The 25207-nt window shown below is 70.7% G+C and carries 16 protein-coding genes; 4 read left to right on the forward strand and 12 right to left on the reverse strand.

Annotation, left to right across the window (positions count from 1 at the left end):
• The first annotated feature begins 48 nt into the window (after positions 1-48).
• Complete coding sequence (locus M1L60_RS27535; protein WP_253240429.1) at positions 49-1197, forward strand: NAD(P)/FAD-dependent oxidoreductase; 1149 nt, start codon at positions 49-51, stop codon at positions 1195-1197.
• On the opposite strand, the gene M1L60_RS27540 is transcribed toward M1L60_RS27535, so the two are convergent.
• From M1L60_RS27540 to M1L60_RS27550, 3 genes are all read right to left on the reverse strand, one after another.
• The gene (locus M1L60_RS27540; protein ID WP_253240430.1) at positions 1179-3446 is read right to left on the reverse strand and encodes a putative bifunctional diguanylate cyclase/phosphodiesterase; all 2268 of its coding nucleotides are present in this window, start codon (positions 3444-3446) and stop codon (positions 1179-1181) included. The two genes, M1L60_RS27535 and M1L60_RS27540, sit on opposite strands and share 19 nt — an antisense overlap.
• A 126-nt stretch (positions 3447-3572) precedes the next feature.
• Entirely contained in the window at positions 3573-3710 is a 138-nt protein-coding gene (locus M1L60_RS27545) for a hypothetical protein (protein ID WP_253240431.1), read from the reverse strand.
• A 304-nt stretch (positions 3711-4014) separates the two neighbouring features.
• Positions 4015-5424 (reverse strand): alpha/beta hydrolase, encoded by a 1410-nt coding sequence (locus M1L60_RS27550; RefSeq protein WP_253240432.1) that lies wholly within the window; start codon positions 5422-5424, stop codon positions 4015-4017.
• A 92-nt stretch (positions 5425-5516) separates the two neighbouring features.
• Here M1L60_RS27550 and M1L60_RS27555 point away from each other — a divergent pair, with 92 nt between their 5' ends.
• Positions 5517-6680, forward strand: coding sequence for an outer membrane protein assembly factor BamB family protein (locus M1L60_RS27555; protein ID WP_253240433.1), 1164 nt, complete (start codon positions 5517-5519; stop codon positions 6678-6680).
• Here the strand turns inward: M1L60_RS27555 and M1L60_RS27560 are convergent.
• Positions 6677-7912, reverse strand: a complete 1236-nt coding sequence (locus M1L60_RS27560) for a cytochrome P450 (protein ID WP_253240434.1) — start codon at positions 7910-7912, stop codon at positions 6677-6679. The two genes, M1L60_RS27555 and M1L60_RS27560, sit on opposite strands and share 4 nt — an antisense overlap.
• Positions 7913-8034: 122 nt before the next feature.
• Between M1L60_RS27560 and M1L60_RS27565 the strand changes: the two genes are divergently transcribed.
• Entirely contained in the window at positions 8035-8628 is a 594-nt protein-coding gene (locus M1L60_RS27565) for a TetR/AcrR family transcriptional regulator (RefSeq protein WP_253240435.1), read from the forward strand.
• A gap of 9 nt (positions 8629-8637) precedes the next feature.
• Here M1L60_RS27565 and M1L60_RS27570 read toward each other — a convergent pair whose 3' ends face one another.
• The 4 genes from M1L60_RS27570 to M1L60_RS27585 form a co-directional block, all read right to left on the reverse strand.
• The gene (locus tag M1L60_RS27570; RefSeq protein ID WP_253240436.1) at positions 8638-9414 is read right to left on the reverse strand and encodes an MBL fold metallo-hydrolase; all 777 of its coding nucleotides are present in this window, start codon (positions 9412-9414) and stop codon (positions 8638-8640) included.
• A complete protein-coding gene (locus M1L60_RS27575; protein ID WP_253240450.1) occupies positions 9414-9968 on the reverse strand; it encodes a dihydrofolate reductase family protein in 555 nt (184 codons plus the stop codon). Before M1L60_RS27575 ends, M1L60_RS27570 begins: the two co-directional genes overlap by 1 nt.
• Before the next feature lie 77 nt (positions 9969-10045).
• The gene (locus tag M1L60_RS27580; RefSeq protein ID WP_308208546.1) at positions 10046-13303 is read right to left on the reverse strand and encodes a tetratricopeptide repeat protein; all 3258 of its coding nucleotides are present in this window, start codon (positions 13301-13303) and stop codon (positions 10046-10048) included.
• Positions 13236-14843 (reverse strand): glycoside hydrolase family 13 protein, encoded by a 1608-nt coding sequence (locus tag M1L60_RS27585; RefSeq protein ID WP_253240438.1) that lies wholly within the window; start codon positions 14841-14843, stop codon positions 13236-13238. Before M1L60_RS27585 ends, M1L60_RS27580 begins: the two co-directional genes overlap by 68 nt.
• A gap of 106 nt (positions 14844-14949) precedes the next feature.
• Between M1L60_RS27585 and M1L60_RS27590 the strand changes: the two genes are divergently transcribed.
• Entirely contained in the window at positions 14950-16422 is a 1473-nt protein-coding gene (locus M1L60_RS27590) for an ATP-binding protein (RefSeq protein ID WP_253240439.1), read from the forward strand.
• Here the strand turns inward: M1L60_RS27590 and M1L60_RS27595 are convergent.
• From M1L60_RS27595 to M1L60_RS27610, 4 genes are all read right to left on the reverse strand, one after another.
• On the reverse strand, positions 16388-18031 hold the full coding sequence (locus tag M1L60_RS27595; RefSeq protein ID WP_253240440.1) for a hypothetical protein: 1644 nt from the start codon (positions 18029-18031) through the stop codon (positions 16388-16390). The two genes, M1L60_RS27590 and M1L60_RS27595, sit on opposite strands and share 35 nt — an antisense overlap.
• Positions 18032-18326: 295 nt before the next feature.
• A complete protein-coding gene (locus M1L60_RS27600; protein ID WP_253240441.1) occupies positions 18327-19556 on the reverse strand; it encodes an MFS transporter in 1230 nt (409 codons plus the stop codon).
• Positions 19557-19565: 9 nt separating this feature from the next.
• A complete protein-coding gene (locus M1L60_RS27605; protein ID WP_253240442.1) occupies positions 19566-21740 on the reverse strand; it encodes a putative bifunctional diguanylate cyclase/phosphodiesterase in 2175 nt (724 codons plus the stop codon).
• 49 nt (positions 21741-21789) lie between these two features.
• Positions 21790-23379 (reverse strand): acyl-CoA dehydrogenase family protein, encoded by a 1590-nt coding sequence (locus M1L60_RS27610; RefSeq protein ID WP_253240443.1) that lies wholly within the window; start codon positions 23377-23379, stop codon positions 21790-21792.
• Between the last annotated feature and the right edge of the window lie 1828 nt (positions 23380-25207).

The following is a 25207-nucleotide window of genomic DNA, read 5'->3' on the forward strand; positions in this document are numbered from 1 at the left end:
GGCGGCCCACGTTGACGCTCCTGAACCCGGATACCTAGTGTCCGAGTTATGAGGACGAAGAACGTGGTAGTGATCGGCGGTGGTTTCGCCGGTGTGTGGAGTGCGGCCTCGGCGGTGCGCGCGGCCCGGGCGCTGGGCGAGCAGGTGCGGGTGACGCTGGTCAGCGTGGGTGACGACCTGGTGATCCGGCCCCGGCTCTACGAGCGTGATCCGGCCCGTATGCGGGTGCCGCTCGACCGGATCCTGGGGCCGGTGGGCGTGGAGCGGGTGGCCGCCACGGTGCGCCACATCGACTGGCAGCGGCGCGAGGTCGAGACCGAAGGCGGACCGACACTGCCGTACGACAAATTGGTTCTGGCCGCCGGCAGCCAGGTCGTCCGTCCGGAGCTCGAGGGCGCCGAGCACCTGTTCGACGTGGACACGCTGGCCGCGGCGACCGCGCTCGACGACCATCTGCGCGAGCTGCCCGCGGGCGAGAAGGTCGTCGTCGTGGGGGCCGGATTCACCGGTCTGGAGCTCGCGACCGAGCTGGCCCCGCGCTTTCCGGTCGTGCTGGTCGACCGGTCCGAGGTGGTCGGCGCGGCCTTGGGCGAGGGCCCGCGCGGGCCCATCGAGCAGGCGCTCGACGAGCTCGGCATCGAGCGCCGGCTCGGTGTCACGGTCGAGACGGTTTCCCCGTACGAGGTCCGCCTGAGCACTGGCGAGGCCATCCCCACCCGCACGGTCGTGTGGACGGTGGGCACGGTCGCCAATCCGCTCACGGCCCAGATTCCCGGCGCCCGCGACCGCCTCGGCCGCCTGCTGGTCGACGAGTTCATGCGCGTGCCCGGGGTGCCCGACGTCTACGCCGCCGGGGACATGGCCGCGGCCGACACCGGGGGCGGGCAGTTGTCGATGCAGAGCTGCCAGCACGCCCAGCCGATGGGCAAGTGCGCCGGCTGGAACGCGGTGACCGACCTGGCCGGCGGCCCGGCGATGTCGTTCGCCCCCGACCCGTACAGCAATCATCTCGATCTCGGCCCGGCCGGCGCGGTCGCGACGGTCGGCTGGGACCGCACGGTCAGCCACGCGGGCGAGCGGGCCAAGGCCGAGAAGCAGGTCATCAACACAAAGTTCATCTACCCGCCCGTCGACGCTCCCGAGGCCCTGCTGCTGCGGGCCGGTCGGCAGTCCAACCGTCAGTCGGCCGGCGTCTGAAAGCGTTCGACCAGCCCGGGGTCGCCGAAGACGGTGACGCCGGCGTCCCCGAAAGGAATCGCGCCGAGCCAGCGGGTCACCTCGTCGGCCGGTCCGGGGCGGCCGATGTGGTAGCCCTGGGCCAGGTCGCAGCCCCATTCGCGCAGCTTGTCGAGGGTGTTCGCGTCCTCCACGCCCTCGGCCACGACGATGATGTTCAGGGCGTGGCACAGGTCGATGGTCGAGCGCACGATGGTGGCCGAGCGGGCCTCGGTGAGCAGGTCGGCGATGAACGAGCGGTCCAGTTTGAGCTCGCGGGCCGTGTGCAGGCGGCGCAGGTACGACAGCGTCGAGTGGTGGGTGCCGTAGTCGTCGATCGACACGTCGACGCCCATCGCGGTCAGGCGGTCGAGCACCCGTTCGGTGGCCGGGCAGTCGGTCAGCATCATGGTCTCGGTGATCTCGACGGTCAGCGCCCGTGCGGGCAGCCCGTGCAGGTCGAGCAGTTCGGCGATGTGCTGCGGGAACTGCTCGAACCGCAGGTCGGTGGCCGAGGCGTTGACCGCGACCGACACCGGATGGCCGTCGGCGTGCCACTGCGCGCACTGCCGGATCGCCTGCGACAGCACGTTGTGGGTCAGAGCCGGCATCAGGCCGTTCTGCTCGGCCATGGGCAGGAACACGTCGGGGAACAACCGCCCGAGGCTGGGGTGCTCCCAGCGTACGAGGGCCTCGAACCCCCGCACCACGCCGGAGTTCAGGTCGAGCTTGGGCTGGTAGTGCAACACCATGGCATCGGTGCCGGCGTCGCGGCGCAGGGCGGCCGTCAGCTCCAGGCGCCGGCGCGACTCCTGATCGTCGTCGCGGCGGTACGCGACGTGCCCGCCCCCGGCCCGCTTGGCCTTGTACATGGCGATGTCGGCGTGCTGGAACAGCGCGTTGGCGTCACCGGCCTCGTCCAGCGCGATGCCGATGCTGACGTCGATGGTGATCTGCACGCCGTCGACCCGGAACGGGCGCCGCAGCTCGTCCCGGATCCGCGCGGCCAGCCGGTTGGCCTCGGCCGGGGTCAGGCTCACCCCGGACATGACCAGCACGAACTCGTCGCCGCCGAGCCGGCCCAGCACGTCCGAGCTGCGGGTGATCAGCTGCAGCCGGTTGGTGACCTCGCGCAGCAGCTGGTCGCCGGCCGGGTGCCCGTACGAGTCGTTGACCTCCTTGAACCGGTCCAGGTCGAGCAGCAGCATGGCGATGGGCGCGCGCTGCGGCCCGGTTATCAGCCCGTCGACGTGTTCGAGCACGGCCCGGCGGTTGGCCAGCCCGGTCAGCGGGTCGCGCCGCGCCTCGTCGTGCCGCTCCCGGCCCACCGACTCGAGCTCGCGCAGGGCCAGGAAGACGCGGCTCACCACGAGCACGAGGGTGAGCCCGGCCAGCACCACGGTGACGGCCGACAGCCGTACGCGGGTGGCCACCATCAGCAGCACCAGCGCCCCCACGGCGAACCAGATCGGACCGGCCAGCCGGGACGTCACCGGCCGGACGGCCGCGCCCGCCGTGCGGTGCCAGGCCGCGAAGCCGAGCAGCGTCAGCCCGGTCAGGTAGAGCACGTTGATCAGCCCGCCCGACGCGTACAGCCCCTGGGCCGAGAGCACGACGTAGCCGGTGTCGGCCAGGACGAAGGTCGCGACGCCGGCGGTGAGGAACGGGTTGCGGACGCCGGCCGTCATCCCGCACAGCAGCGTCCCCAGCAGCAGGGAATCACCGAGCGGATAGGCCAGCGCGACCAGTTGCGCCCAGCCGTGCCCCTGCGCCCCGCCCAGCAGGACGTCGACCACCAGCACTGAGAACAGCGCCGACCCACCGAGCCCGGCGATGGCACCGTCCAGCACCAGCCGCCGCGGCAGGCGAAGACCGCCGAAAAGTCCGAGAATCGCACAGTACGCGAAGGGATAGAACGACAGCCAGGCCAGGTCGGCCAGCGACGGGAACGGCAGCTTGCCCCCTTGCAGCTGCACCACCCACGTGTACGCCGTGCCGGTGGCGTAGCAGCAGACCCCGGCCGCGATCAGCCCCCAGACCGTCCGGTGGGCCCGCACGAACACGGCCCGCCCCACGACGAGCAGCGCCACACACAGGTAGACAGCGTTCAGCGCCACCCCGGCCGCCCACGGCGCCGGCCCGGCCACGACCGGCAGGTGCGCGGCGGCGAACACCAGCGTCAGGGCAACCGCGCCGGCGCGCAGGGCCGTGATGACCGCGCGCGTCCCCATGCCCGCCCCATCGACCGTCCCCGCCGGTTCCTGAGCGTTGAATGTGGGGTTCGGCGGTCTGATGCTGGTGCGCCGCCGCTGGCCGGTGGCCGTGCTGGTGGTGCCCGGGGCCGGGCTGCTCGGCTACTACGCGCTCGGGCTGCCGCCGATCGGGCTGGCTCTGCCGGTCGGCGCCGCGCTCCACTCGGCCACCGAGGCGGGCCGGCTGTGGTGGGCCGTCGGATCGGGCGCGGCGTTGGTGACGATCTCTTCCCTGGCCCGCACGCTCGGCGGCGAGGACCCCGGTTACCTGTACGGCTACGAGCTGCCCACGACGGTGGCCGTGATGGCGTCGGCGATCCTGCTGGGTGAGGTGGTCCGCTCGCGGCGGCTGTGGCGGTCCGAGGTGGCCGGACGGGCCGCACGCGAGGCTGAGCGCCAGGTGCAGCACGAGCGGCTGGCCCTGGCCCGCGACCTGCACGACGTGCTCGCACACGATGTCGGTGGTGACCCTGCACGCCGACGTCGCCGCCGAGGCGCTCGAGTGACCGCGCCCAGCTCGTCGTCGTCGCCTACCGCACCGGGCTGGTCAGGCCATAGGGCAGGACGCGCCGGGCGGGGGCACGGCCAGGTCGATCAGGTAGCGGTCGACGGCCGCGGTGGTGCACGGCGTGTTGCCGTACGCGCCGTGGCCCGAGCCCTCGTAGGTGACCAGGCGGCCGGAGCGGCCGAGCTGGCGGGCCACGTTGGCTGCCCACACGTAACCCGTGCGCACGTCGTGGCGGGCGTTGAGCAGCAGCAGCGGGCGGTCGGTGGTCACGTGCAGGCGGCCGGGTGGGTTGGCCACCGGCGACGGCCAGCCGAGGCAGGCCCGCACGGCCAGCAGACCGCCGCCGTACCGGACGTCGGGGGCCACGGCCCGGGCCGTGCGCACCAACCCGGCGTACGCGGGGAAGTCGCGGACCTCCGCGGGCCAGTCGGCGCAGAAGACGGACGAGACCAGGGGCGGCAGCTTGATCTGTGGGGCCTGCCCGGCGTCCAGGGTGGCGATGTCGCGCGACAGGCCGGCGCGGTCGGGGGCGGCGAGCCGGGCGATGGGCAGCATGGAGATGTCGAAGGCGGTGACGCCCGGGTACTCGCCGCGGTCGGCCCGGTTCAGCACCTCGCGCCAGGTTGCCCGCACGTCCTGGCCGCTCAGCGCGCATTCCGTGCGGGTGGGGGAGCACCACGCCACGAACTCGTCGAACCCGTCCTGCGCGGCGAGGGCCTGGGTGCGGACGAACGCGCGCACGCCGAGGCTGTGGTCGAAGACGCTTTCGAGCACCATGGCCCGTACGCGATGGGGGTAGCGCGCCGCGTACTGCTGACCGAGCAGGGTGCCGTAGGAGCTGCCGTGAAACGTCAGTTGTCGTTCCCCGAGGGCGGCGCGCAGCGCGTCCAGGTCGCGGACGGCGTTGAGCGTGTCGGCGTGGTCCCACACCCCGCTGGTCGGACGGCAGGCGGCCCACGCCGCGCGGTTGCCGGTCACGGTCCGGTCGAAGTCGGCCTGGCCGGCCAGCAGTCCGGGCGGGGCCAGGTCGAGCGAGCATTTCGGGCCGGCGCTGCGGGCGACGCCACGCGGGTCGAAGCTGACCGTGTCGAACTTGGCGAGGATCTCGGGGCTGAACCGGTCGCCGCGGCGGATGCGCTCGACCCCGGAGTCGCCGGGCCCGCCCGGCCCGAACACCAGCGTCCCCACCCGCGACTCCGACTTGGCCGGGCGCCGCGCGACAGCCAGCTCGAACGTCGGGCCGCCGGGCTGGTCCCAGTCGACCGGTAATCGCAGCTTGCCGCACTGCACGATGTCGTCGACGGGCACCTTGGGCACGTCGTCCGCGCACTTCGTCCAGACGATCCGCGGCTGGGGCCGGTCGGCGCCCGCGGCGGGCGGGGTGGCGGCCAGCGCCAGCCCGGCCCCGATGGCGGTCACGGAAGCGATGATGCTGCGGCGACGGATCATGCCGTCCATCCTCGACAGTGGCCGCACCGAGAAGACATCAGGTGATGCCCTGAGGCCACCCTGGTCTTGCCCGGGGCTGACATGGTGGGCCCATGCGCCGCCTGCTGGTTCCGCTGCTGGCCGTCCTCACGGTGGCCGGCTGCTGGGTCCCGCCCGAGGCCTACGAGCCCACGCTGGCCAACGAGCCGCTGGTCGAGATGTACCGGGTCGCCTCGCCGGTGCCCGCCCCGGCCGAGGGGCGGCGGCAGTGGGTCTTCACCGACCGCGAGAGCGGTGTCGTCGCCGAAGGCAACAAGCTGGCTTCCGTCGACTTCGAGACCGGTCTGGTGCGCTGGATGAAGACCCTGCCCGGCAACTACGCGGCGACCAGCGCGAACCGCCCGATGGTGCTGGAGGGTCACCTCGTCCTGCCCGGCCGGGACGGGTCGGTGCGGGTGATGTCGCGCTGGTCGGGCGACCCGGCGTGGGAGCGGAGGTCACCCGGCGGCCGGATCACGGTCGCGGGCAGCGGCCCCGAGGCGATCGTCGTCCACACCCGGTGCGACGAGCGCGGATGCGACCTGACCGCGCTGCTGCTCGAATCGGGCCGGCAGGTGTGGAAAGTAAGCACCACGGAACGGGTGACGTTGACCGAGGGCCTGATCGCGGTGGGCCGCAAGACGATCGTGGCGCGGTCGCCGCTCGACGGCCGGACCCTGTGGACCATCAATACGCCGCCCGGCCCCATGCCCGTGTTGAAGCCGAGCCTCTACCGCCTCGCCGTGATCACTCCGCCCAGCGGGCCCGACTGCCGCATCACGCTGCGCGGATTCGAGTCGGGGACGCAGGTGTGGCGGCAAAATCTGCGTTCGTGCGACTTCGACCCCACGCTGGACGGCCTCAATCTGCCCGAGCCGGGCCGGGTGACCGTGCTCGACGAGTACCACGGAACGTTTCGCGTGAAGCATCTCAACCCCGGCGAGCAGCTGGTCACCGCCGATCTGGCCTGGTCGCCGACGGGCGGCTACCGGATCTGGCGGGAGTTCCCGGAGTCGATCGGTGTCCCAGCCCCGGACGACGGCCGCCCGTGGGGTCTGAAGGCCGGGTCGGGCTGGCTGCTCGCATCCGGTCCGGGCGTGGTCTTCTACGACTTCTCGCGCGGCATGCGGCGCAACTTCGGCGGGGCCACCGCGTTCCACCTGCACGGCAGCAACCGCCTGATCTACCAGGTCGGCGACCAACTGGTCGGCCTCGGCGCGGTACGGCCGCCGTCCTAGCGGCGGTGCACCACGGCCCGGCCGCCCTTGGCGGGGGCGACGGCGATGCCGCGGCTGTGCGGGCGTTCGGCCGGGTCGGTGGTCGGTTCGAGGATGAAGTCGCGCTGGATGGTGCGCAGGACGACGTTCATCTCGAGCGTGGCGAACGCGGCGCCGATGCAGCGCCGCACGCCGCCGCCGAACGGGATCCAGGCCGCGGTGTCGGCCCGGGCACCGACGAAGCGGTCCGGGTCGAAGACGTACGGGTCTCCGAAGAGCGCCGGATCGTCGTGCAGCAGGGCGATGGCCGCGGTGACCACCATGCCGCGCGGCAGCGTCCACCGGCCCAGCGTCAGCTCGTCGCGGCGGACCTGGCGCGAGGTGATCTCGACGACCGGGCGCACCCGCTGCACCTCGATCAGGGTGGCCTCGCGCACCTCGTCGTCGCCGAGCCGGGCGAGCACGGCCGGGTGCCGCCGCAGCCGCTCGACGGCCCAGGCCAGCGTGGTCGCGGTCGTCTCGTGCCCGGCCGCGAGCAGGGTCAGCAGCTGGTCGGCGATCTCGCTGCGGCTCATCGGCGAGCCGTCGTCGTAGCGGGACTGCACCAGCATGGCCAGCACGTCGTTGCGTTGGTCGAGCGCGGGGTCGGCCCGGGCCCGGTCGATCAGCCGGTTGACGATCGCGTCGTACTGCCGCCGGTAGCGGCCGAAGCGCGCGCCGGGCCCGTAGCCGCCCAGATCGCGCCGTACGACCGGCAGTACGGCCAGGATCGAGCCGAGCTTGACCATCGGCGGCAGCAGGGCGCGCAGCTCGTCGAGTTCGGCCCCCTCGGCCCCGAAGACGGCGCCGAGGATCACGTTGAGCGTGATGCGCATGGTCGACGGCATGACCGGGAACGGCGTGCCCTGCGGCCAGGCGGCGGTCTCACGCTGCGTCTCGCGTTCGATCAGGCTTTCGTACGCCCGGAGCCTGCGCCCGTGGAAAGGCGGGGTCAGCAGTTTGCGTTGCCGGCGGTGCTCGTCGCCCTTGATGGCGAAGAAGGAGCCTGGCCCGAGCACCGAACCCAGGTTGGCGTCGGGTGTGTCCGCGTCCTCGGGGCTGGCCTGGAACATCTCGCGCACCTCGCCCGGGTCGGCCAGCATCACCATGCGGCCCAGGTTGAGCGACTGCACGGTGAAGGCCGACCCGTAGCGGTCACGCAGCCGTTCCATGGTGCGCTTGCGCGAGATCGCGAACCCCAGTGACTGGATCAAGCGCGGACTTGTAGGACCGTCGGGCAGTAGTACAGCCATCGCGACCTCCCCCTGGTACGCCGACGTACCAGTCCGACGGTACGCTCGCGTACCAGGATCGGGCAAGAGGTAGCGTGTGCCACGTGACGACCCTCGACGTGCCCGCCGACACCGGGTACCGCCGCCGCCTGATCGACGGGCTGGCCGCCTGCATCCGCGAGCGCGGCTACCCCGACACGACGGTGGCCGACATCGTCCGGGCCGCGCGCACGTCTCGGCGTACGTTCTACGCGCAGTTCGCCGACCGCCAGGAATGCCTGGTCGCCCTGCTGCACGAGACCAACCAGCGCACGATCGCCCGCATCGCGGCCGCCGTCGACCCGGCCGCCCCTTGGGACACCCAGACGCGCCAGGCCATCGAGGGCTGGATCGCCGCCGTCCAGGCCGACCCGCCGATCACCCTGAGCTGGATCCGCGACGTGCCCGCGCTGGGCCCGGGCCGGGCCCGCCAGTTCCAGCGCGAGACCATGAGCAGCTTCGTCGCCATGATCCGCCGCTTGACCGACACCCCGCAGCTGGCCGCGGCCGGCCTGCGCCCGGCCCAGGACCAGACCGCCGTCATCCTGCTCGGCGGCCTGCGCGAACTGATCGCCATCACCGTCGAGGAGGGCCGAGACGTCACCACGATCACCGACGTCGCCGTCGACGCCACCGCCCGCCTGCTCGGCCCGCGCTGACCCGGCGGCCTACGGTCGGGCGGCGAGCCGCTGGGCCTGTCCGGCGTGGACGTCGGTGACCCACTCCCAGCCGGCGGGGGCGGCCGGGCCGATCCGCGGGTCCGAGGGCTCGTCGCCCGCCGCCAGGGCCAGCACGTACGCCCGGTCCCGCTCGATCCGGGCCTTCAGGTCGTCAGCCGTGCCGATCGACCCGTGACCCGGGACGACGGCGTCGGCGCGCACGCCTTCCAGCAGCCGCAGGGCGGCCAGGTAGTCCTCGACCGGGTCGGCGGCGTCCAGGTCGAGCATCGGGATCAGGACGTCGGACAGCATGTCGCCGGCCAGCAGCACCCCGTCGACCACCAGCGCGGCATGGCCCGGGGCGTGGGCCCGGTGCTCGATGATCCGCGCCTCGGGGCCGTCCCACGGGACCCGCTCGGCGCCGGCGGGCAGGCCGGTGATCTCACCGAGCAGGTCGAGCGGCACGTCGTCGGCGATGCCGGTCGGTTCGAGGTGGTCGTGGATCTCGGCCCGGTCCTGCTTCCGGGCCTCCTCGGCGCAGCGGGCCGTGCCGTAGCGGGGCGGCGTGCCGAGCCGGGGGTGCCAGAGCAGGTGGTCCCAGTCCGGATGCGTCGAGAAGCCCGCCACCACGGGCCGGGCCAGGTCGTCGGCGAGGCAGGTCAGCTCGGCGGCGAGCAGCCCGGCGTCGATAAGCAGCACGCCTTCGCGACCGTCGACGACGGTGGTGTTGGTCTGCAGGAACTCGCTCTGGTGGATCCGCACACCATCCGCGACCGGTCTCAGCATCAGCTCACCACCGCGTATCGCTGCATCGTGACGCCCTGGGGGAACGATTGCTGTTCGAGCAGGTCGAGTTCGACCCGCCCGTCGTGGTCGTCGAACAACGGGCGGCCCGAGCCGAGGACCACCGGGTGCACGAAGAGCAGCAGCTCGTCCAGGAGCCCGGCCCGCAGCAGCTGGGTGGCCACCGTCGCCCCGCCCACACCAATCGTGCCGTCGGTCTCGGCTCGCAAGGTGGCGAGCTGCCCGATCGCGTCGTCGCCGCCGATGATCCGGGTGTTGTGGTCGGCGGTGTGCCGGGTGCGCGAGACGAGCACCTTGGGGGCTGTGGTCCAGAGTTCGCCGTACTCCCGCATGAAGTCGGGCAGCGACTCGTCCGTGCGCGCCTGCGGCCAGAACTGCTCCATGATCTCGTACACCACCCAGCCCTGGACCAGCGCCGACAACGCCCGCACCCGCTCGTTGAACTCCCGGTGCAACTCGTCGCCGATGCGCATCCACTCACCCCCGCCGTTCTCGCCCGGCGCCTGCTCGATCCGCAGATCGAGCGACACATTCATCCAGTACGAGCAGCGGCCCACGGCTGTCCTCTTCCGTAGTGGTTGCGAGTTGCAACCACTCTAGGGTGCGTCGGCCGCTAGAGCCCGCGGGCGGTGCGGACGCCGGCCAGAATTCCGGCGCGGTCCAGCGCGACGATACGAACCAGCAGCTGATTGGTTTCGGCCACCACACCGGCGGCAGTTGTCACGGCATCGGCTCGGGCGAAGGCGTCCGCCGCCTCGCCGGCGCGAGCGGCGTCGCTGGTGGCGGCCGCGAGTCCACTCAGCGCTAGAGCCCGAGCCTGCAGCGCGGAAACGTTGCGATCAGCTAATGCCAACAAGCCGTCGGCGGCCGCGACAGCGCCGGTGAATGCCGCCAAGGCTTCGTCGCCCCGGTCCAGTTCGAACAGGGCCATGCCCTCCAGCAGCCGCAGCGTCGGCTTCACCGCAGGGTAAGGCAGATCTCGGGCTGAGACGGTCACGGCCAGCGCCTCAGCCGCTTCGCCCAAAAGCAGTCGAGCTTGAGCTAACCACGACCGGCCTTCAGCCGAAGGCTCAACGTGGCCGGTTTCCTCGGCAATCGTGATCGCCTGTTTCAGCAGCGTCGCCGTACCCTGCAGGTCACCCGAGGCGAGCCGGACTCGACCCAAACAGTTCAGTGAGCACGCCTCGATGTAGCGGTCGCCGATGTCGCGGGCGATGGCTAGGGCCTCGGTGTCGAGGTCTATGGCTACACGATAGCTACCCAGAGCGACGTGGCAGCTCGCGAGGTTGGTCAGGCTGATGCTCTGACCCTCGCGGCGGCCGAGGTCGCGGTTGATGGCTAGGGCTTGAGCGTGAAGGCCGAGGGCTTGTTGGTAGTCACCCAGGTCGTGGTAGCAGAGTCCGAGACTGCTCAGGTCGGCACCTTCGCCTCTGCGGTCGCTGATGTCATGGTCGACGGCCAAGGCTTGGGTATGCAGGTCGATGGCTCGTTGGTAGTCGCCCAAGTGGCGGTGACTGAGGCCGAGATTGCCCAGGTCGTTGCCTTCGGCCTGTCGGAAGCCGATCTCGCGGTCAAGGGCCAGGGCTTGGGTGTGCAGGTCGATGGCTCGTTGGTAGTCACCCAAGTCGTTGTGGCAGAGTCCGAGGTTGCCCAGGTTGGCGCCTTCGCCGTGGCGGTCGCCGATCTGGCGGGCGATGGCCAGGGCCTGGTTGTGCAGGTCGATGGCCCGCCGGAGGTCACCCAGAGCGCCGTGGCTCAGCCCGAGATTGCCAAGGTGGATTTCGTCGTCCACGGGGTTCGAGATGCGCCCGTGGATACGGGCGTGCAGGGCGACCAGCAGGCGGTAATGTCCCCAGACCTGTAGATAGTCGAAGTCGAGATCGGCCAGGACGTTGGCTGCGGTGTCGTAGTCGCCGGTGTCGCAGCGTAGCTCGAACTCGGCCAGCTGGGGTCGTACGTCGTCCAGGCCACGCCAGGATGCGCGCGGGCTGCGGACTTGCGCATAGTAGTCGGCAGCGCGAGCCTGTAGTCCGGCCAGCGTGAACTCGGCCGCGGAGTCGCCGGGGCCACCAGCCGGGAGTTGACTACGTGCGTAGTCACGATCCAGCGGGTGTAGATAGTACTGCCCGTTCTGGAACCCCACGAGGCGCCGCCGCACCAACCGTTTGAGGATCGGCGCGGCGTCGATTATCGGGTTGACCGGGCTCAGCAGAAAGTCGATGGCCACTGCGGATACGGGTCCTGGATAGACGGCAAGGGCCTGCATCACCTGTTGGGCCGACAGGTCCAGTCGTTCGTACGCTTCCCCGACCAGCACCTGCATCACGCGGTCCTCCGGCAGCTGCCGAGTGCGGTCGAGCAAATCTTGCGCCGTAACAGTGTCGTCGCCGTCCAGAATGGCCTTCACGGCTTCCAGGGCGCGCGGGAAACCACGCGTAAGCCCGTGCAGCCCGTCGAGCACCTCATCCGGAGCATCACGCAGCCCCAGTCGCCCGTCGTCGTCCAGTGCCTTCAGGACGATCTGGGCGTCTCGTACGCCCAGGCCCGCATCCAACCGCAGCTGCCGTTGTCTGGCCGGCTCCAGTTTCAGCAGTTCGCCGGGCGTCACCCGAGTTGTGGCGATCACCGTGACCGCGTGCTCCGGCGCCGTGAGCACCGCGGTCAACGTCTCCCGTAGGGCTGGCTCCTTGAAGGTCTCCTTCTCGCCATCCATCACCGACTCGAGGTTGTCCAGCAGGACGACCACCGGCTTGCCCGAGGGAAATGCCTCCAGCAGGGCGAGCATTACGTTGCGGGGACTGTGGTGCGGGTCCTGATACTGCCGCCGAACGGGTTGCGCGGCCTCGGCCGGCAGCAACTGCAGCAAGTCCTCGATCAAGCTCGGATACTCGATCGGGTGAACTCCGTTGTGGCTCAGATACACGATGCCGCCGACAGAAATCTGACCGAGTTCGCCGTCCCTGTCCGGGATCCGGGTCGACTCCAGTGCTCGGAGGAGGCGGCAGACCATCGCGGTTTTGCCGATCCCACCGCGACCCACCACGGTCACTGCCCGGATCCCCGGGTCGCTCACATATTTGGCCAGCAGTCCGGTCTCGACCTGCCGGCCCTGGAACCAGGTCGGCGCGGTCGCCGGCGGCGGGTTGATGAACTTCGACGCCCGCACCGGCTGCGGCTCCGCCGGTACCTGCTCCCGCTGCATCCCACTCTCGATGCGGCGGCGGGTGTCAGCCAGGTCGCGCAGCGAGCGTTCCACCAACTGCCCCAGCTTGGCCGGCTCGGCGAAAGACTGGGTGGTCAGCCCGCTGTCGCGAACTCGACGGCGGAACGCGTCCTGCCGCTCGCCGAAATCCCGGTCCATCAAGTGCGCGGGCGGAATGCGCACATTCTCGGCGTCCGGATCGAGGACGAACACCAGCCGGTTCAGGCCGGCCTCGGTGGCGGTGTCGAACTCCAATTCCGTGTACGACACCACCGGCTTGTCCCGCACCGGAGAGCCGTACCGGGTGCCCAACAACCCGACGTACACATCAGATCCCCGGACCTGTCCCTCACACAGATGGGCAGGGCGCCGATCCGCGGCCGGAAAGTCGAGCATATCGACCGGAACGTGGCCGGCGGCGATGATCGCCCGTTCCACCTCGGACACATACGATCGTCCTCGGGGGAACTCTCGGAGCTCTGAGGTGTGTGAGATGAACACCCGCCAGGGTCCATCAGAGCGCATCGGGCCTCCGCCAATCAGCACGTTCGCAGCGGTGACCCACCGTAGCCCGGCCACTGCGGGCACGAAAGAGTGCCCTTCAGTAAATGGTCCAGACGGCGGTGTCCCCGGCCAGGGTGAGGCGACCGTTCGACGGGCCGGCCACATCCGGGGCCGACGCCAGCAGCACAGTGGTGGCCGGGACGGTGACCTCGGTGCCGCCCATGTTGATCCAGCACGTGATCGGGGACGGGTCGCCGTTGCGGGCGACCAGGTCGACCCGGATGACGTCACCGTCGAGGGTCACGGTGGCGCGGCCCGAGCCGAGGGCCGGGTGCAGTTTCCGCAGCATGAGGGCCTGCTGGTAGAGGGTGAAGGTCGAGTTCGGGTCGGATTCCTGGCGGTCGACGGCGTACGAAGGCCAGCCGGCGGGCTGGGGGAGCCACGGCGTGGCGGCCGAGAAGCCGGCGTTCGGGTCGTCCGCCTCCCACGGCATGGGGATGCGGCAGCCGTCGCGGCCGGGGCGGCGGCCCTGGGAGCGGAAGAAGATCGGGTCGCGACGGTCCGCGTCGGGGACATCGGCCTCGGGCAGGCCCAGCTCCTCCCCGGCGTACAGGTAGGCCGATCCCGGCAGGGCCAGCATGAGCAGGGCGGCGGCGCGAGCGCGGCGCTCGCTGCCGTAGCGGGTGACCTGGCGGGCCTTGTCGTGGTTGCCCAGCACCCACGGGGCGGGGGCGCCGACCGTCTCGAACGCGGTCAGCGCCTCGGCGATGGTGTCGGCGAACGACGACGCGTCCCAGTCGCTCTTGAGCAGGCGGAACTGGAAGGCGTGGTGCAGCTCGTCGGGGCGCGCGTACAGCCCGACCTCGTCCAGGTCGGCCAGCGACACCTCGCCGACCAGCATCTTGGGCTCGTCGTACGAGTCGCACAGGGCCCGCCAGCGGCGCCAGATCTCGTGGACCTGCGGCTGGTTGGTGGTCATGGCCTGCTCGGGGCCGTGCCCGAACAGGGTGGGGGAGTAGATGCCCGGATTGTCCCGGTACGACGGGTCCTTGAACAGCCCGTAGGCCACGTCCACGCGGAAGCCGTCCACCCCAAGATCGAACCAGAATTTCAGCGTACGGTCGAAGTCGTCCGCCACGTCCGGGTTGTCCCAGTTCAGGTCGGGCTGCTGCGGGGTGAACAGGTGCAGGTACCAGCGCCCGTCCGGGGTCCGGGACCAGGCCGGCCCGCCGAACATGCTCTGCCAGTTGTTCGGCGGCTCCTCGCTCGCGGGCAGGAAGTGGTAGCAGGCGGCTTCGGGGCTGTTGGGGTCGGCGAGGGCAGCCTGGAACCACGGGTGCTGGTCGCTGGTGTGGTTGGGCACGATGTCGAGCAGCACCCGCAGGCCGAGCGCGTGGGCGTCCTCGACCAGGCCCCGCACGTCGTCGACCGTGCCGTACGCGGGGTCGACCGCCCGGAAGTCGATCACGTCGTAGCCGCCGTCGGCTCCGCCCGACACGTAGTGCGGGGTCACCCAGACCGCGTCCACACCCAGTTCGGCCAGGTAGGGCAGCCGCGAGCGCAGGCCGGGGAAGTCGCCCACCCCGTCGCCGTTGCCGTCGGCGAACGAGCGCAGATACACCTGGTAGACGACGGCGTCACGCCACCACGGGTCGCGGGTGACGAACTCGGCGGGGCGCGTGTCCTGCATCGGCTCGGCTGACATGCCGGACCGATCGGCCGCCCGGACGGGGCCCCGCGCGAAGGCAACGAACGGCAACCCGTGTGCGCCCGTGTCACTCTGGATAGGTCGACACCGCTGGGAGGAACAAATGTCCGAAACGCGGCCACGAGGTGAGTCTTTCGAATACGCCGGGGCTATTGTCGAGCTGGTCGACGCGCCGACCGTGCTGGCCGCGGCCCGGGTCAACCCGGTCGAGCTGCTGCGCCGCGCCGACTGGCCGTCACCCGTGCAGCGGGTCGACCTGACCGTGGCCAGCGCCGACCGCCCGGACGGCCCGGTGCACACGTTCTCGGCCGCGATCAGCACCGCCGAGGAGCCGCTGTCCAAGGAACGCATCCGCAAACTGGTGCTCGGGACCGACCCGATCGGGCTGCTGCTGGCCAAGCGGATCGAGGCCGGCGACCCGATCGCGACCCGGATCGTCGACAACATCGGGGCCGCGGCCGCCGCGGCGTACAAAAAACTGGGTCTTGATCGCGCCACCACGCCGGTGACCCAGCGTGAGCCGGGGACCCTGGCCGACGCCGTGGTCGGGCTGCAGGCCGAGCTGACCTACGACGAGACGGGCACGGTGGTGCGGCTGCACGCCGAGGTGCCGCGCGACGACGTCACCCCGGCCCACCTGCAGGCCTTCGTCGGCCTGACCCTGCAGGCGGTGATCGAGCTCGCCGGTCCGGAATCGCTGACCGGCCGCAAGTACGCGGTGAGCCGTGAGGCGGTGGCGTCGAAGGTGCCCGCGACCACACAGACGGTCACGCTCGACATGGTGGGCGGGCTGGCCGACGTGGTGGCCGAGCTGCGCGAGATCGCGGTGTCGTTCCGCCACCCCGAGGCGATGGCCCGGTGGGGCGCCCGGCGTCCGCAGGGCCTGCTGATGTACGGGCCGCCCGGCACCGGCAAGACCATGCTCTCGCGGGCCCTGGCCAACGAGATCGGGGCCGACTTCCGCGAGATCCGTACGCCGGAGATCCTCGACAAGTGGCTCGGCGGCTCGGAACGCAACATCAAGCAGATCTTCCGCGACGCCCGCCGCTACCGCGTGCCCACGCTGATGCTGTTCGACGAGTTCGACTCGATCATCAGCTACGCCGGCTCCGGCGGCGACGCGGCCAGCCAGGCCATCAACGCCGTGGCCGGCATCTTCAAGCAGGAGATGAACGACCTGATCGAGGCCAACCCCAACGTCATCGTGGTGGCCACGACCAACTTCCCGCACCGCGTCGACGACTCGCTGATCCGCTCCGGCCGCTTCGACGTCAAGATCAGCGTCCCCAAGCCCGACGAGGCCTCCCGCACCGAGATCTTCCGCAAGATGATCCACGGCCTGATCGCGGCCCACGAGGCCCCCGGCTTCCGCATGTTCGCCGAAGACCTCGACCTGACCGCCCTGGCCGCGGCCAGCCACGGCATGACCGGCGCCGACATCAAGGAAATCCTGCGCCGCGTCCAACTCTCCAAGGCCATGCAGGACGCCCGCACCGGCGGCCAGGTAGCCCCCATCACCACCGACGAACTACTGGCCAGCGTCAGGGAACTGCAGGGACCGACGGGCCCACGCTGAGCGCAGCCCGCCGCTGCAACGCCTCACGCTCGGCGTCGGGGATCGTCATCGACGCCGCCAGCAGGCCGACGAGCCCGTCGACCTGGGTGTGGTCGACGTCAGCGGGGAAGAACCACTGCAGGTTCTCGTCCCGCGTGATGACGTCGACCGTCAGACGCCCGCTCTTGTCCGGCGTCGTCGCGGACCGCACGTACCGCACCTGCTCGATCGGAATCTCCTGACGGACCTCACCCTGCTCCAGGAACCCGTTGGCCTTGGCCGTGAGGATGCGCCGATCCGTGACGGCGACGAGCGTCCGCGACGGCCCGGTCAGCTTCTCCTTGGCCCCGCTGAAGATCGACGACACCGAACCGGAGGTGTCGACCTCGTCGGAGAAGCCGAGGACCTGCAGGTTCTCGTCGTCGCGCAGGAACCACCGCAGGATGCGCAGGCTCGGCTCGACATCGGCCGAGGCGGGCGCGCAGACGACGCCCGGACCGGCGAGAGCTGAGGGCGCCGGGTGCAGAGCGTCGGCCAGCGGCTCGAGCGCCTCGAGCAACCCGGCCGCGGTCTGGCGGGCCGCGTTCGAGTCCTTGTTCTTGCCCGGCAGCGGCAGGGTGGCCCGTCCGGGCAGCTCGGCGATGATGCGCAGCTCCCGCCGCAGCGAGTCGACGAGGCTCGTCGTCACGGCGAGGGCGGATTCCAGCTCTTTCCCGGTACGCCCGGCGAGCTCCTCGACGAGGCGGGCCTCGGCGGCGTCCTCGGCCCCGGCCGCCCGGGCCCGCGCGGCGTGCAACGCCTGGTATCCGGTCCACGCCTTGACCGAGGACAGCAGCGCGTAGGCGTCGAAGAGCACGGCCTCGGCGTTCGTCTCGAGATACTGCCGGCGGGCCCTCGACTCGAGTTTCTGAATCTGCCGGATGTGATCCCCGACGTTCAGCCGGTACAACTCGAGCTGCGTCTGCAGGGCCGCCCGCCGCCCCGCGACGCTGTCCCACAGCGAGGTCGGCACCGATCCGACCGCCCGCGCCTGGTCGACCACCTGGTCGATGGTGGCGACCAGAGCCGTCAGTTCCGCCCACTGCCCGTGGCGGATGGTCCTGAGCACCTGCCCGGTCAGCGCGATGTTCGTGCGGGCCAGGCCGGCGATCTCGCTCAGTTGCATCTGCATGGCGATCATGGCCAACGCCGGCCCGACTGCCGCCGCGATTCCGGCTGCGTTCACCGCTGTCACCGGGATGAGGCGGGCCTGACCGATGAAACGGCCGTTGGCCATCACCGTTCCGAGGTTCGCGCCGTCCTTCACCGCCAGCCGGCCGCCGGCGGCGAGCAGGGCCCGGGTCTGGTCGCTGATCCGATAGAGCCCCTGAACGCTGGCGAACGCGTTCCCCAGGTTGCCGGCCACCGTCGCGGCGTTGCCCATCGCGCCGAGGAACGAAGAGATCCGGTCGCGGTCGACGGTCGGCACGAGACCGAAGTCGATCAGGTCGAGTTCGAGGTCGGCCGGAACCGGGCCGAAGACGACAGCGACCCCGGGGAGGACTTCGGCCAGGACGGTCGAGTCGGCGTCCTCGGTCCGGCCGTCCTCGCCGGGCTCCGCGATTTCCTTCGAGTCCGACGAGTCAAGCATGCGTTTCTCCTCCTCGCGTCGGCGCGCGCCGACCGGGCCCACCGTGGCCCGGCTAGTTGATCACATCGACGAGCGGGAGCGCCTTCCCCTGGGCGGGTGGGTCGCACCGCCGACTCGTCCGTCCACGACGGCCGGTCGGCGGGTGGCGGTCACACGTGCTGCGAGGCTCGGTTGCGGACCTATTAGGTGACCGTGCCGGTGCCGGTGACGGCGACGATGAAGGCCAGGGCCACCGTGACCCACTGGCCGTCGGTGATGGTGTCGAAGCCGGTGTTCTTGCCCTGTCGCCACCTCCTCAGGCTGAGGGGGCGCCGACCGGCGAGTTGGATACATGGGTGCTGCGCCACGGCAGCAGGGCCGAGCTGGCCAGGACGCCCAGGCCGCAGATCAGCAGGGCTGTGCGCAGGCTGGTGACGGCGGCCAGCACGCCGCCGAGGGCGATGAAAGCGGGCTGCACCGTGCGCGACGTGATGGACCAGCACGTGATCACCCGGGACAGGTAGCCGTCCTCGGTCTCGGTCATGCGGTAGGTGGCGAAGGCCGGGTTGAACACGCCCGAGCCGAAGATGGCCACGAACTCGACCAGCATCATCAGCAGCATGCCGGGCACCCCGGCCGGCAGGAACGCCAGCACCCACAGCCACAGGGCGCGGCCCACGCCAGACACCAGCAGCACCCGGCGGCGGCCGAAGCGGGTGGTGAAACGGCCGACCGTGAGCGCGCCGAGTACGCCGCCCAGACACGCCACGCCCCAGGCCAGGCCGTACTGCCAGGGCGCGAGGCCCAGGTCGCGCAGCATCAGCACGGTGAGCAGGGGAGAGGCGGCCATCATGGCTCCGCCGAACAGCTGCGCGTTGATGAACAGGGCGCGCAGGCCGCGGTGGCCCGCGATGTACCGCCAGCCGGCGGTGATCTCGTGCCACTTCGAGGCGCTGGGACGGCGTACGGGTGGGGGTGGCTCGGGGGTTCGCAGTGATCGCACCCCCAGCGCCGAGAGCAGAAAACTCACGGCGTCCACGGTGATCGTCCAGGCCACGCCGAGCAGGGAGGTCAGCGCGCCGCCGAGGGCCGGCCCCGAGCTGTAGGCCGTCCAGAACGTCGCCTCGAACCGGCCGTTCGCGGCGTCGCGGTCCTCCGGGCCGACCAGAGCCTTCAGGTGTACGCCGCTGGCCGCCGCGAACAGGATCGTGCCGATGGCCTGCACGACCGCGACCAGGCAGAGCTGGGCGTACGTCAGCACCCCGGCCAGCATCGCCACCGGGATGCTGACGATCGCCGCGAAGCGCAGCAGGTCGGCCCCGATCATCACGGGGCGTTTGCGGCGGAACTCGATCCACGGGCCGGCCGGCAGGGCCAGCGCGGCCGCGGCCAGGCCGCCCAGCGCGGCCAGCAGCGAGACCTGGAGCTCGCCGACGTCGAGCACCAGCACCGCGACCAACGGCAGGGCGCCGAACCCGATGCCGGTGCCGAACTCACTGATCGCGTACGCCGACCACAGCCGGCGGAAGTCGGAGCCCAACGCCACCCGGGCACCCTACCCGGCGGCAACCCCGATGCCGTTGAAGGCGGGCTCGGGCACGGGACGGCCGAAGTGGTAGCCCTGCGCCAGCCGGTAGCCCAGCTCGTACAGCGACCGGGCCTGCTCGGCCGTCTCCACTCCTTCGGCCACGGCGGTGAGGCCGAGCCCGTCGGTGACCTGGATCAACGCGGTCGCGATGACGGCGTGCCGGCCGGCCATGGCCAGGTTGTCGACGAACGACTTGTCGACCTTGAGTACGTCCACCGGCACCGTCTGCAGCAGGCCGAGCGACGAGTGCCCGGTGCCGAAGTCGTCCAGCGCGATATTGACGCCGAGCTCGTGCAGCTCCTCGACGGCCCGCACGGCCACGCCGCCGCCGAACACCGCGGTCTCGGTGACCTCGACGATCAGGTGACCGGGGGCCATCCCGGTGCCGGCCAGGGTGTCGGCCACGACCTCGACGAAACCGGGCTCGGCGAGCTGCCGGGCCGAGACGTTCACGCTGATCCGCTCCGGGGCGAATTCCCCGTACGCCGCCTGCCAGGCCACGAACTGGGCGCAGGCCGTCCGCAGGATCCACTCGCCGAGCTCGACGATCAGGCCATTGCGCTCGGCCACGGGGATGAACACGGCCGGGCTCGACCGGCCCCAGCGCACCAGCGACTCGACGTAGCGGATCTCGCCGTCCGGCAGCGACACGATCGGCTGGTAGACCAGGGTGAACTGGCCGGCGTCGAGCGCGGCCCGCATCTCGGCGCCCAGGCGGGCCTCCTCGTCGGCCCGGTCGTCGAGCTCGACCACGTACCGGCGGAACCGGGCCTTGGTGGTCTTGGCGGCGTACATGGCGACGTCGGCCCGGCGCAGCACCTCGACCGGCTCGGTGCCGTCGGCGATGCCGATCGCGGCCCCCACCAGCAGCTCGTGCCCGTCCACGGCGAACGGCTCGCGCAGTGCCCCGGCCAGGCGGTCGACGATCACGTCGCCCTCGGCCGCGGTCGCGTCGGCCAGCAGCAGGGCGAACTCGTCGCCGCCCATCCGGGCCAGCAGGCCCTCACCGTGCAGCTCGGCCCCGAGCCGGGCCGCCACCGCGATCAGCAGGTGGTCGCCGACGGCGTGGCCGTGCCGGTCGTTGACCTGCTTGAAACCGTTCAGGTCGAGCAGGCAGACCTGGGGCGCGCCGGATTCGGCGGCGGCTCGCAGGCGCAGTTCGAAGAGCCGGCGGTTGGCCAGGCCGGTCAGGTCGTCCCGCATGGCGAGCTGCTCGAGTTCGGCCGACTGGCGCTGGGTCTGCCCGACGAACCCGCCTAGCCGGATCACCACGAGCGCGAACAGCACGACGGCGCCGACGCCGATCGCCGACCAGTTGATCTCTTCGCCGCTCGCACCCTGCAGGAACAGGACGGCGGGCACCGTCATCGTGACCCCGCCCAGCAGCACCAGGCGACCGCGGCCGAACCGCGGGCGGGCCCCGGGCGTCTGCCCGATGCGGCTCATCGACGGATGCAGCGCGGCAGCGCCCCACAAGACGTAGGCGAGCATGTAGCCGGCGTTGAGGTGCCCGGCGTGGGCACCGTCGTCGAGGCTCCACACCACGTCGACGGCGAAGTTCAGGGCGCAGCCCGCGGTCAGCAGCCACAGGCTGGTCACGCGCGTGCCGGGCCGGCTGACCAACCGGGTCACGACCACGCACATCACGACGTCGCAGGTGGGGTAGCCGACGGTGACCAGGCGCGCGAACAGGGGTTCGCTCGGGTCGCCCAGGGTCGGCTGGATGACGAAGACCCAGTAGACCAGCCCCACCCCGGCGGCGATGATCGCGGCGTCGATGCGGCCGGCCGGCTCACGGCGGCCGCGGCCTCGCGAGATCGTCATCAGCCCGGCCACGAGCAGCGGGTACGCCACGAAATACACGAGGTCGTCCCAGAACGGGTAGGGACGCTCGGCCAGGAAGAAGCCGATCACTTCGTACGTGGTGTCGGCCGCGACAAAACACAACACCCCGGCGGCGAAGGTCCACCAGGCGAGGGCGGCGGTGGGGCGGTGCCGCCGGATGCCGGTGACGATCACGGCCACCGCGACCAGGCCGAGGCCGTTGTAGACCAGGGTCAGGGCGAGGTGGCCGTCGGGCAGCAGCGGGTAGGCGGCACAGACCAGCGCCCCCGCCACCATCCAGACCCACCATGAACGCATCACTTGCCGGATCGGCGGGAAACCGGGCGGTCTGAACAATCGGTGGTTGCTACGCGGGTGCGGCCCGCTCCACGATCGCGGCCGTGTCCGCCCGCGCGGGCAGGGTGCCGAACGTGTGACCCCACTCGCCACCGAGCCGGCTGGCACAGAACGCGTCGGCCACGGCCGGGGGAGCGTACCTGATAAGAAGTGAGGCCTGCAGGACCAGAGCCATCCGCTCGGCGGTGCGGCGTGCGTCGTCCTCGGTCGGCGTTTTTTCGAGCTCCCGCAAAGCTTCGGCCAACCGCCGATTCTCCTGAGCGGCCGGAACCACCTCGGCCCGGAAGGCCTCGCGGCTGTCGGGTTCGCGCCGCAGCGTACGCAGGATGTCGAGGGCCTGGACGTTGCCGGAGCCCTCCCAGATCGAGTTGAGCGGCGCGTCCCGATAGAGCCGGGGCAGCCCCGACTCCTCGACGTAACCGTTGCCCCCCAGGCATTCGAGCGCCTCACCGACCACGGCCGGCTGCCGCTTGCACACCCAGAACTTGCCCACCGCCACCGCCAGCCGCTGAAACGCCTGCTCGCCGCGGTCGACCGCACCGGCCAGCCGCATCGAAAGCAGCGTGGCCGCCTCACTCTCGAGCGCTAGGTCGGCCAGCACGTTGCGCATGACCGGCTTGTCGGCCAGCAACCCACCGAACGCCGACCGGTGCCGGGTTTGATGGATCGCCTGGTTCAGCGCGGCCCGCATCCCCGACGCCGACCCGGTGACACAGTCGAGCCGGGTCATGGCCACCATCTCGATGATCGTGCGGATACCCTGCCCCGGTTCGCCGACCAGCCAGGCCACGGTCTCGTCGAACTCGGGCTCGCTGCTGGCGTTGCTGCGGTTACCGAGCTTGTCCTTGAGCCGCTGAATGCGGAACGTGTTGCGCTTGCCGTCGGGCAACACGCGCGGCACCAGGAAACACGAGAGCCCCTGCGGCCCCTGGGCGAGCACGAGGAACAGGTCGCACATGGGCGCGCTGGTGAACCACTTGTGGCCGCGCAGTCGCCACGTGCCGTCACCCGCGTCGGCGGCCCGGGTGGTGTTGGCGCGGACGTCCGAGCCGCCCTGCTTCTCGGTCATCCCCATGCCGGCCAGGAGGCCGGTCTTAGCAGCGGGCGTACGCAACCCGAAGTCATACGTACGGGCCGTGAGCAACGGTTCGTAGGCCGCCGCCAGCTCCGGCGCGTGCCGCAACGCCGGCACCACGGCATACGTCATCGAAATCGGACACGAATGCCCCGCCTCGACCTGGGACCAGACGTAGAGCCCCGCAGCCCGCGCGACGTGCGCCCCTTTTCGCGTATCGGCCCAAGGCGCGCCGGCCAGGCCCTCCCCGACGGCGACCTCCATGAGCCGATGCCACGAGGGATGAAAATCGACCTCGTCGACCCGGTGCCCGTACCGGTCGTGCGTGATCAGCCGAGGCTCGAACCGATTGGCCTCGTCGGCCCACCGCTGCGGCTCGGCCGTCCCCGCGAGCTTCCCCAGCCGGTGCAGATCCCCGACTGCCCAGGCCGCACCCTCACGCTCAACGGCCCCCAACAACCCCACATCAGCCGCAACGTCATAGTCCACCAGCGGCGGCGCCTGGTTGAAGACCTCATGCGTCATCCCGCCAATCTACCGCCGAGTAACTTCCACGCACCAGAACCCACTTCTCAACACCACAGACCACCACGGCGACAAGCAAGTACCTACCGCAACCGAGTCGCGGCCGGGCGCCGTCGACATTCATGCCGAGGCCACTCGCAAGTCCACGGATCTGCCGAGAATCGGACACCCGATCAAGAGCCCGTGCACGTCACAACGACACCACAATATCGGCGGCGCCGTCCCTGAACCGTTCACGAATAAGGTAATTTGCCGTGAATCCGCTACCGGGTAAAGTAGCTTGAAGACAGGCGAAAACTCCGACCAGGACGCCGCGGCCCGGCAACAATCAGGGCGGCTGCAGCGGCATTCTCGAACCACGCACAGATGACCTGACACGCTGGAAAAAGCGTACTGTTTCGCGCGGACAAATGCACGCCGCTATGTCATCAAAGATGGCGAAACGGTTGCTGGAATTGCTGCCTGCTTCCCGGCCGGTGGCGGAATTCCCGTATACGGCAGGCCGTTGATCCAGCCGGTTCCCAAGGGCAGTCTTCTGCTGGTCGACAGCAGGCGGCCTGTTGTTGACGCAGTCTGATGTCTGTTCAGTGCGCCGGTGAGACCGTCGTCAGTAGTGCTGTGACGCCCTCGATGGCGTCGGTCGGCGGGATGTCTGGCCGGAATGCTGTTGCTGAGCGAGTCGGCCGGACACCGCGACGTCAGCGCGGCCCGCACCTCCAGCGGCAGCGTGACGCCGGCCGCGGGCCGATCAACAGGTGCCGCTGGGCTACGCGGTTGTGGCCTGACCGGCTGTGGTCGACCGGCTGGCTCCCGCGGGCGAGCAGGTGATGTGTGACCGGCCGCGGCCGGCGGATCGGCTGATGCCGGCCGGACGACACGTATCCGTGCGGCGACCGGTAGCGGCCGGTCGAGGGCAGGCCCCGTCGGTCTCGCCCCGGTCACCGGCGTTGCCGCGGCGACCAGGCCCGATGCGCCCGCAGCCCCCAGCACCACCACCGGCGTTACCGCGACGACCAGGCCCGATGTGTCGGGTGTCTCCGTCTCTGGTGCCGGTGTCGCGGCGGTGTCCTGGCCCGATTCGTCGGCTCTAGCTTTCGCGGCTGCCGGGTCTGGCGTCTTAGCGTGGCCGCTGTGCCGGGCAGGCTCCGCCGCAGCAGCGCGATCTGCGGGAGGCGCGTGATCAACGGGCCGGGGCCGGTCGGCTGGGTCCGCGGCGGTGGGCGGGTGTTGCGGACCGGCCGGTGCACCGCCACGGGGCACCGGGCGGGTGGCACTGGTCTGTTCGTCCCAGATCAGCGGTGGTATCGGATCCACCTGATCATGCAATCCCAGCGCCCCGCACTCCCGCGAACAACCGTGCAATCGGCACAACTTTGTTGCATGCCGCCTTTTCAAACCCCAGTTCCGGCGGCGTGCATGATCGCGGCGGAACTTTTCTTTGTCCGGCGAATAACGACGCGACCGGGTCCGATCCCGCCAGGCCGTGATCTCTGACCGGGAGAACAAACTCAATTGCGCCATACGCTATTATCCCGAACTCGGGCCGCGACACGCCAAACAAAATCCATGCCAATTCCGGAAAGTGCTGGGAAGTGGAGCAAGAAGTCCGGTAACCGGGAAACACAGCCCTGAACCAAACACTCGCGTAAGACGTATCGAGCGCGCACATCTGCCGCGACTCGTGCGTGCGGAGTGGGCGTGACGTCAATCTGGTGCAAGCCTTGCTGGTTCGTACGTGACTAACACTCCAGTGAGGTGATCTCAGCGAGGGAAAGGCTCCCGATCTGAGCGACACGGGCATACCTGGACAGGCCGGGCGGTGCTGGAT

Source organism: Paractinoplanes aksuensis (assembly GCF_024137025.1).
Taxonomy (GTDB): Bacteria; Actinomycetota; Actinomycetes; order Mycobacteriales; family Micromonosporaceae; genus Actinoplanes; species Actinoplanes aksuensis.

Coding starts and splice junctions, on each gene's coding strand:
- M1L60_RS27580 (WP_308208546.1), bottom strand. CDS start 13,303: ATGTGGCCGGCCCGTCGAACGGTCGCCTCACCCTGGCCGGGGACACCG.
- M1L60_RS27575 (WP_253240450.1), bottom strand. CDS start 9,968: ATGAATGTGTCGCTCGATCTGCGGATCGAGCAGGCGCCGGGCGAGAAC.
- M1L60_RS27535 (WP_253240429.1), top strand. CDS start 49: ATGAGGACGAAGAACGTGGTAGTGATCGGCGGTGGTTTCGCCGGTGTG.
- M1L60_RS27590 (WP_253240439.1), top strand. CDS start 14,950: ATGTCCGAAACGCGGCCACGAGGTGAGTCTTTCGAATACGCCGGGGCT.
- M1L60_RS27550 (WP_253240432.1), bottom strand. CDS start 5,424: ATGATCCGTCGCCGCAGCATCATCGCTTCCGTGACCGCCATCGGGGCC.
- M1L60_RS27595 (WP_253240440.1), bottom strand. CDS start 18,031: ATGCTTGACTCGTCGGACTCGAAGGAAATCGCGGAGCCCGGCGAGGAC.
- M1L60_RS27570 (WP_253240436.1), bottom strand. CDS start 9,414: ATGCTGAGACCGGTCGCGGATGGTGTGCGGATCCACCAGAGCGAGTTC.
- M1L60_RS27605 (WP_253240442.1), bottom strand. CDS start 21,740: ATGCGTTCATGGTGGGTCTGGATGGTGGCGGGGGCGCTGGTCTGTGCC.
- M1L60_RS27540 (WP_253240430.1), bottom strand. CDS start 3,446: ATGGGGACGCGCGCGGTCATCACGGCCCTGCGCGCCGGCGCGGTTGCC.
- M1L60_RS27610 (WP_253240443.1), bottom strand. CDS start 23,379: ATGACGCATGAGGTCTTCAACCAGGCGCCGCCGCTGGTGGACTATGAC.
- M1L60_RS27555 (WP_253240433.1), top strand. CDS start 5,517: ATGCGCCGCCTGCTGGTTCCGCTGCTGGCCGTCCTCACGGTGGCCGGC.
- M1L60_RS27585 (WP_253240438.1), bottom strand. CDS start 14,843: ATGTCAGCCGAGCCGATGCAGGACACGCGCCCCGCCGAGTTCGTCACC.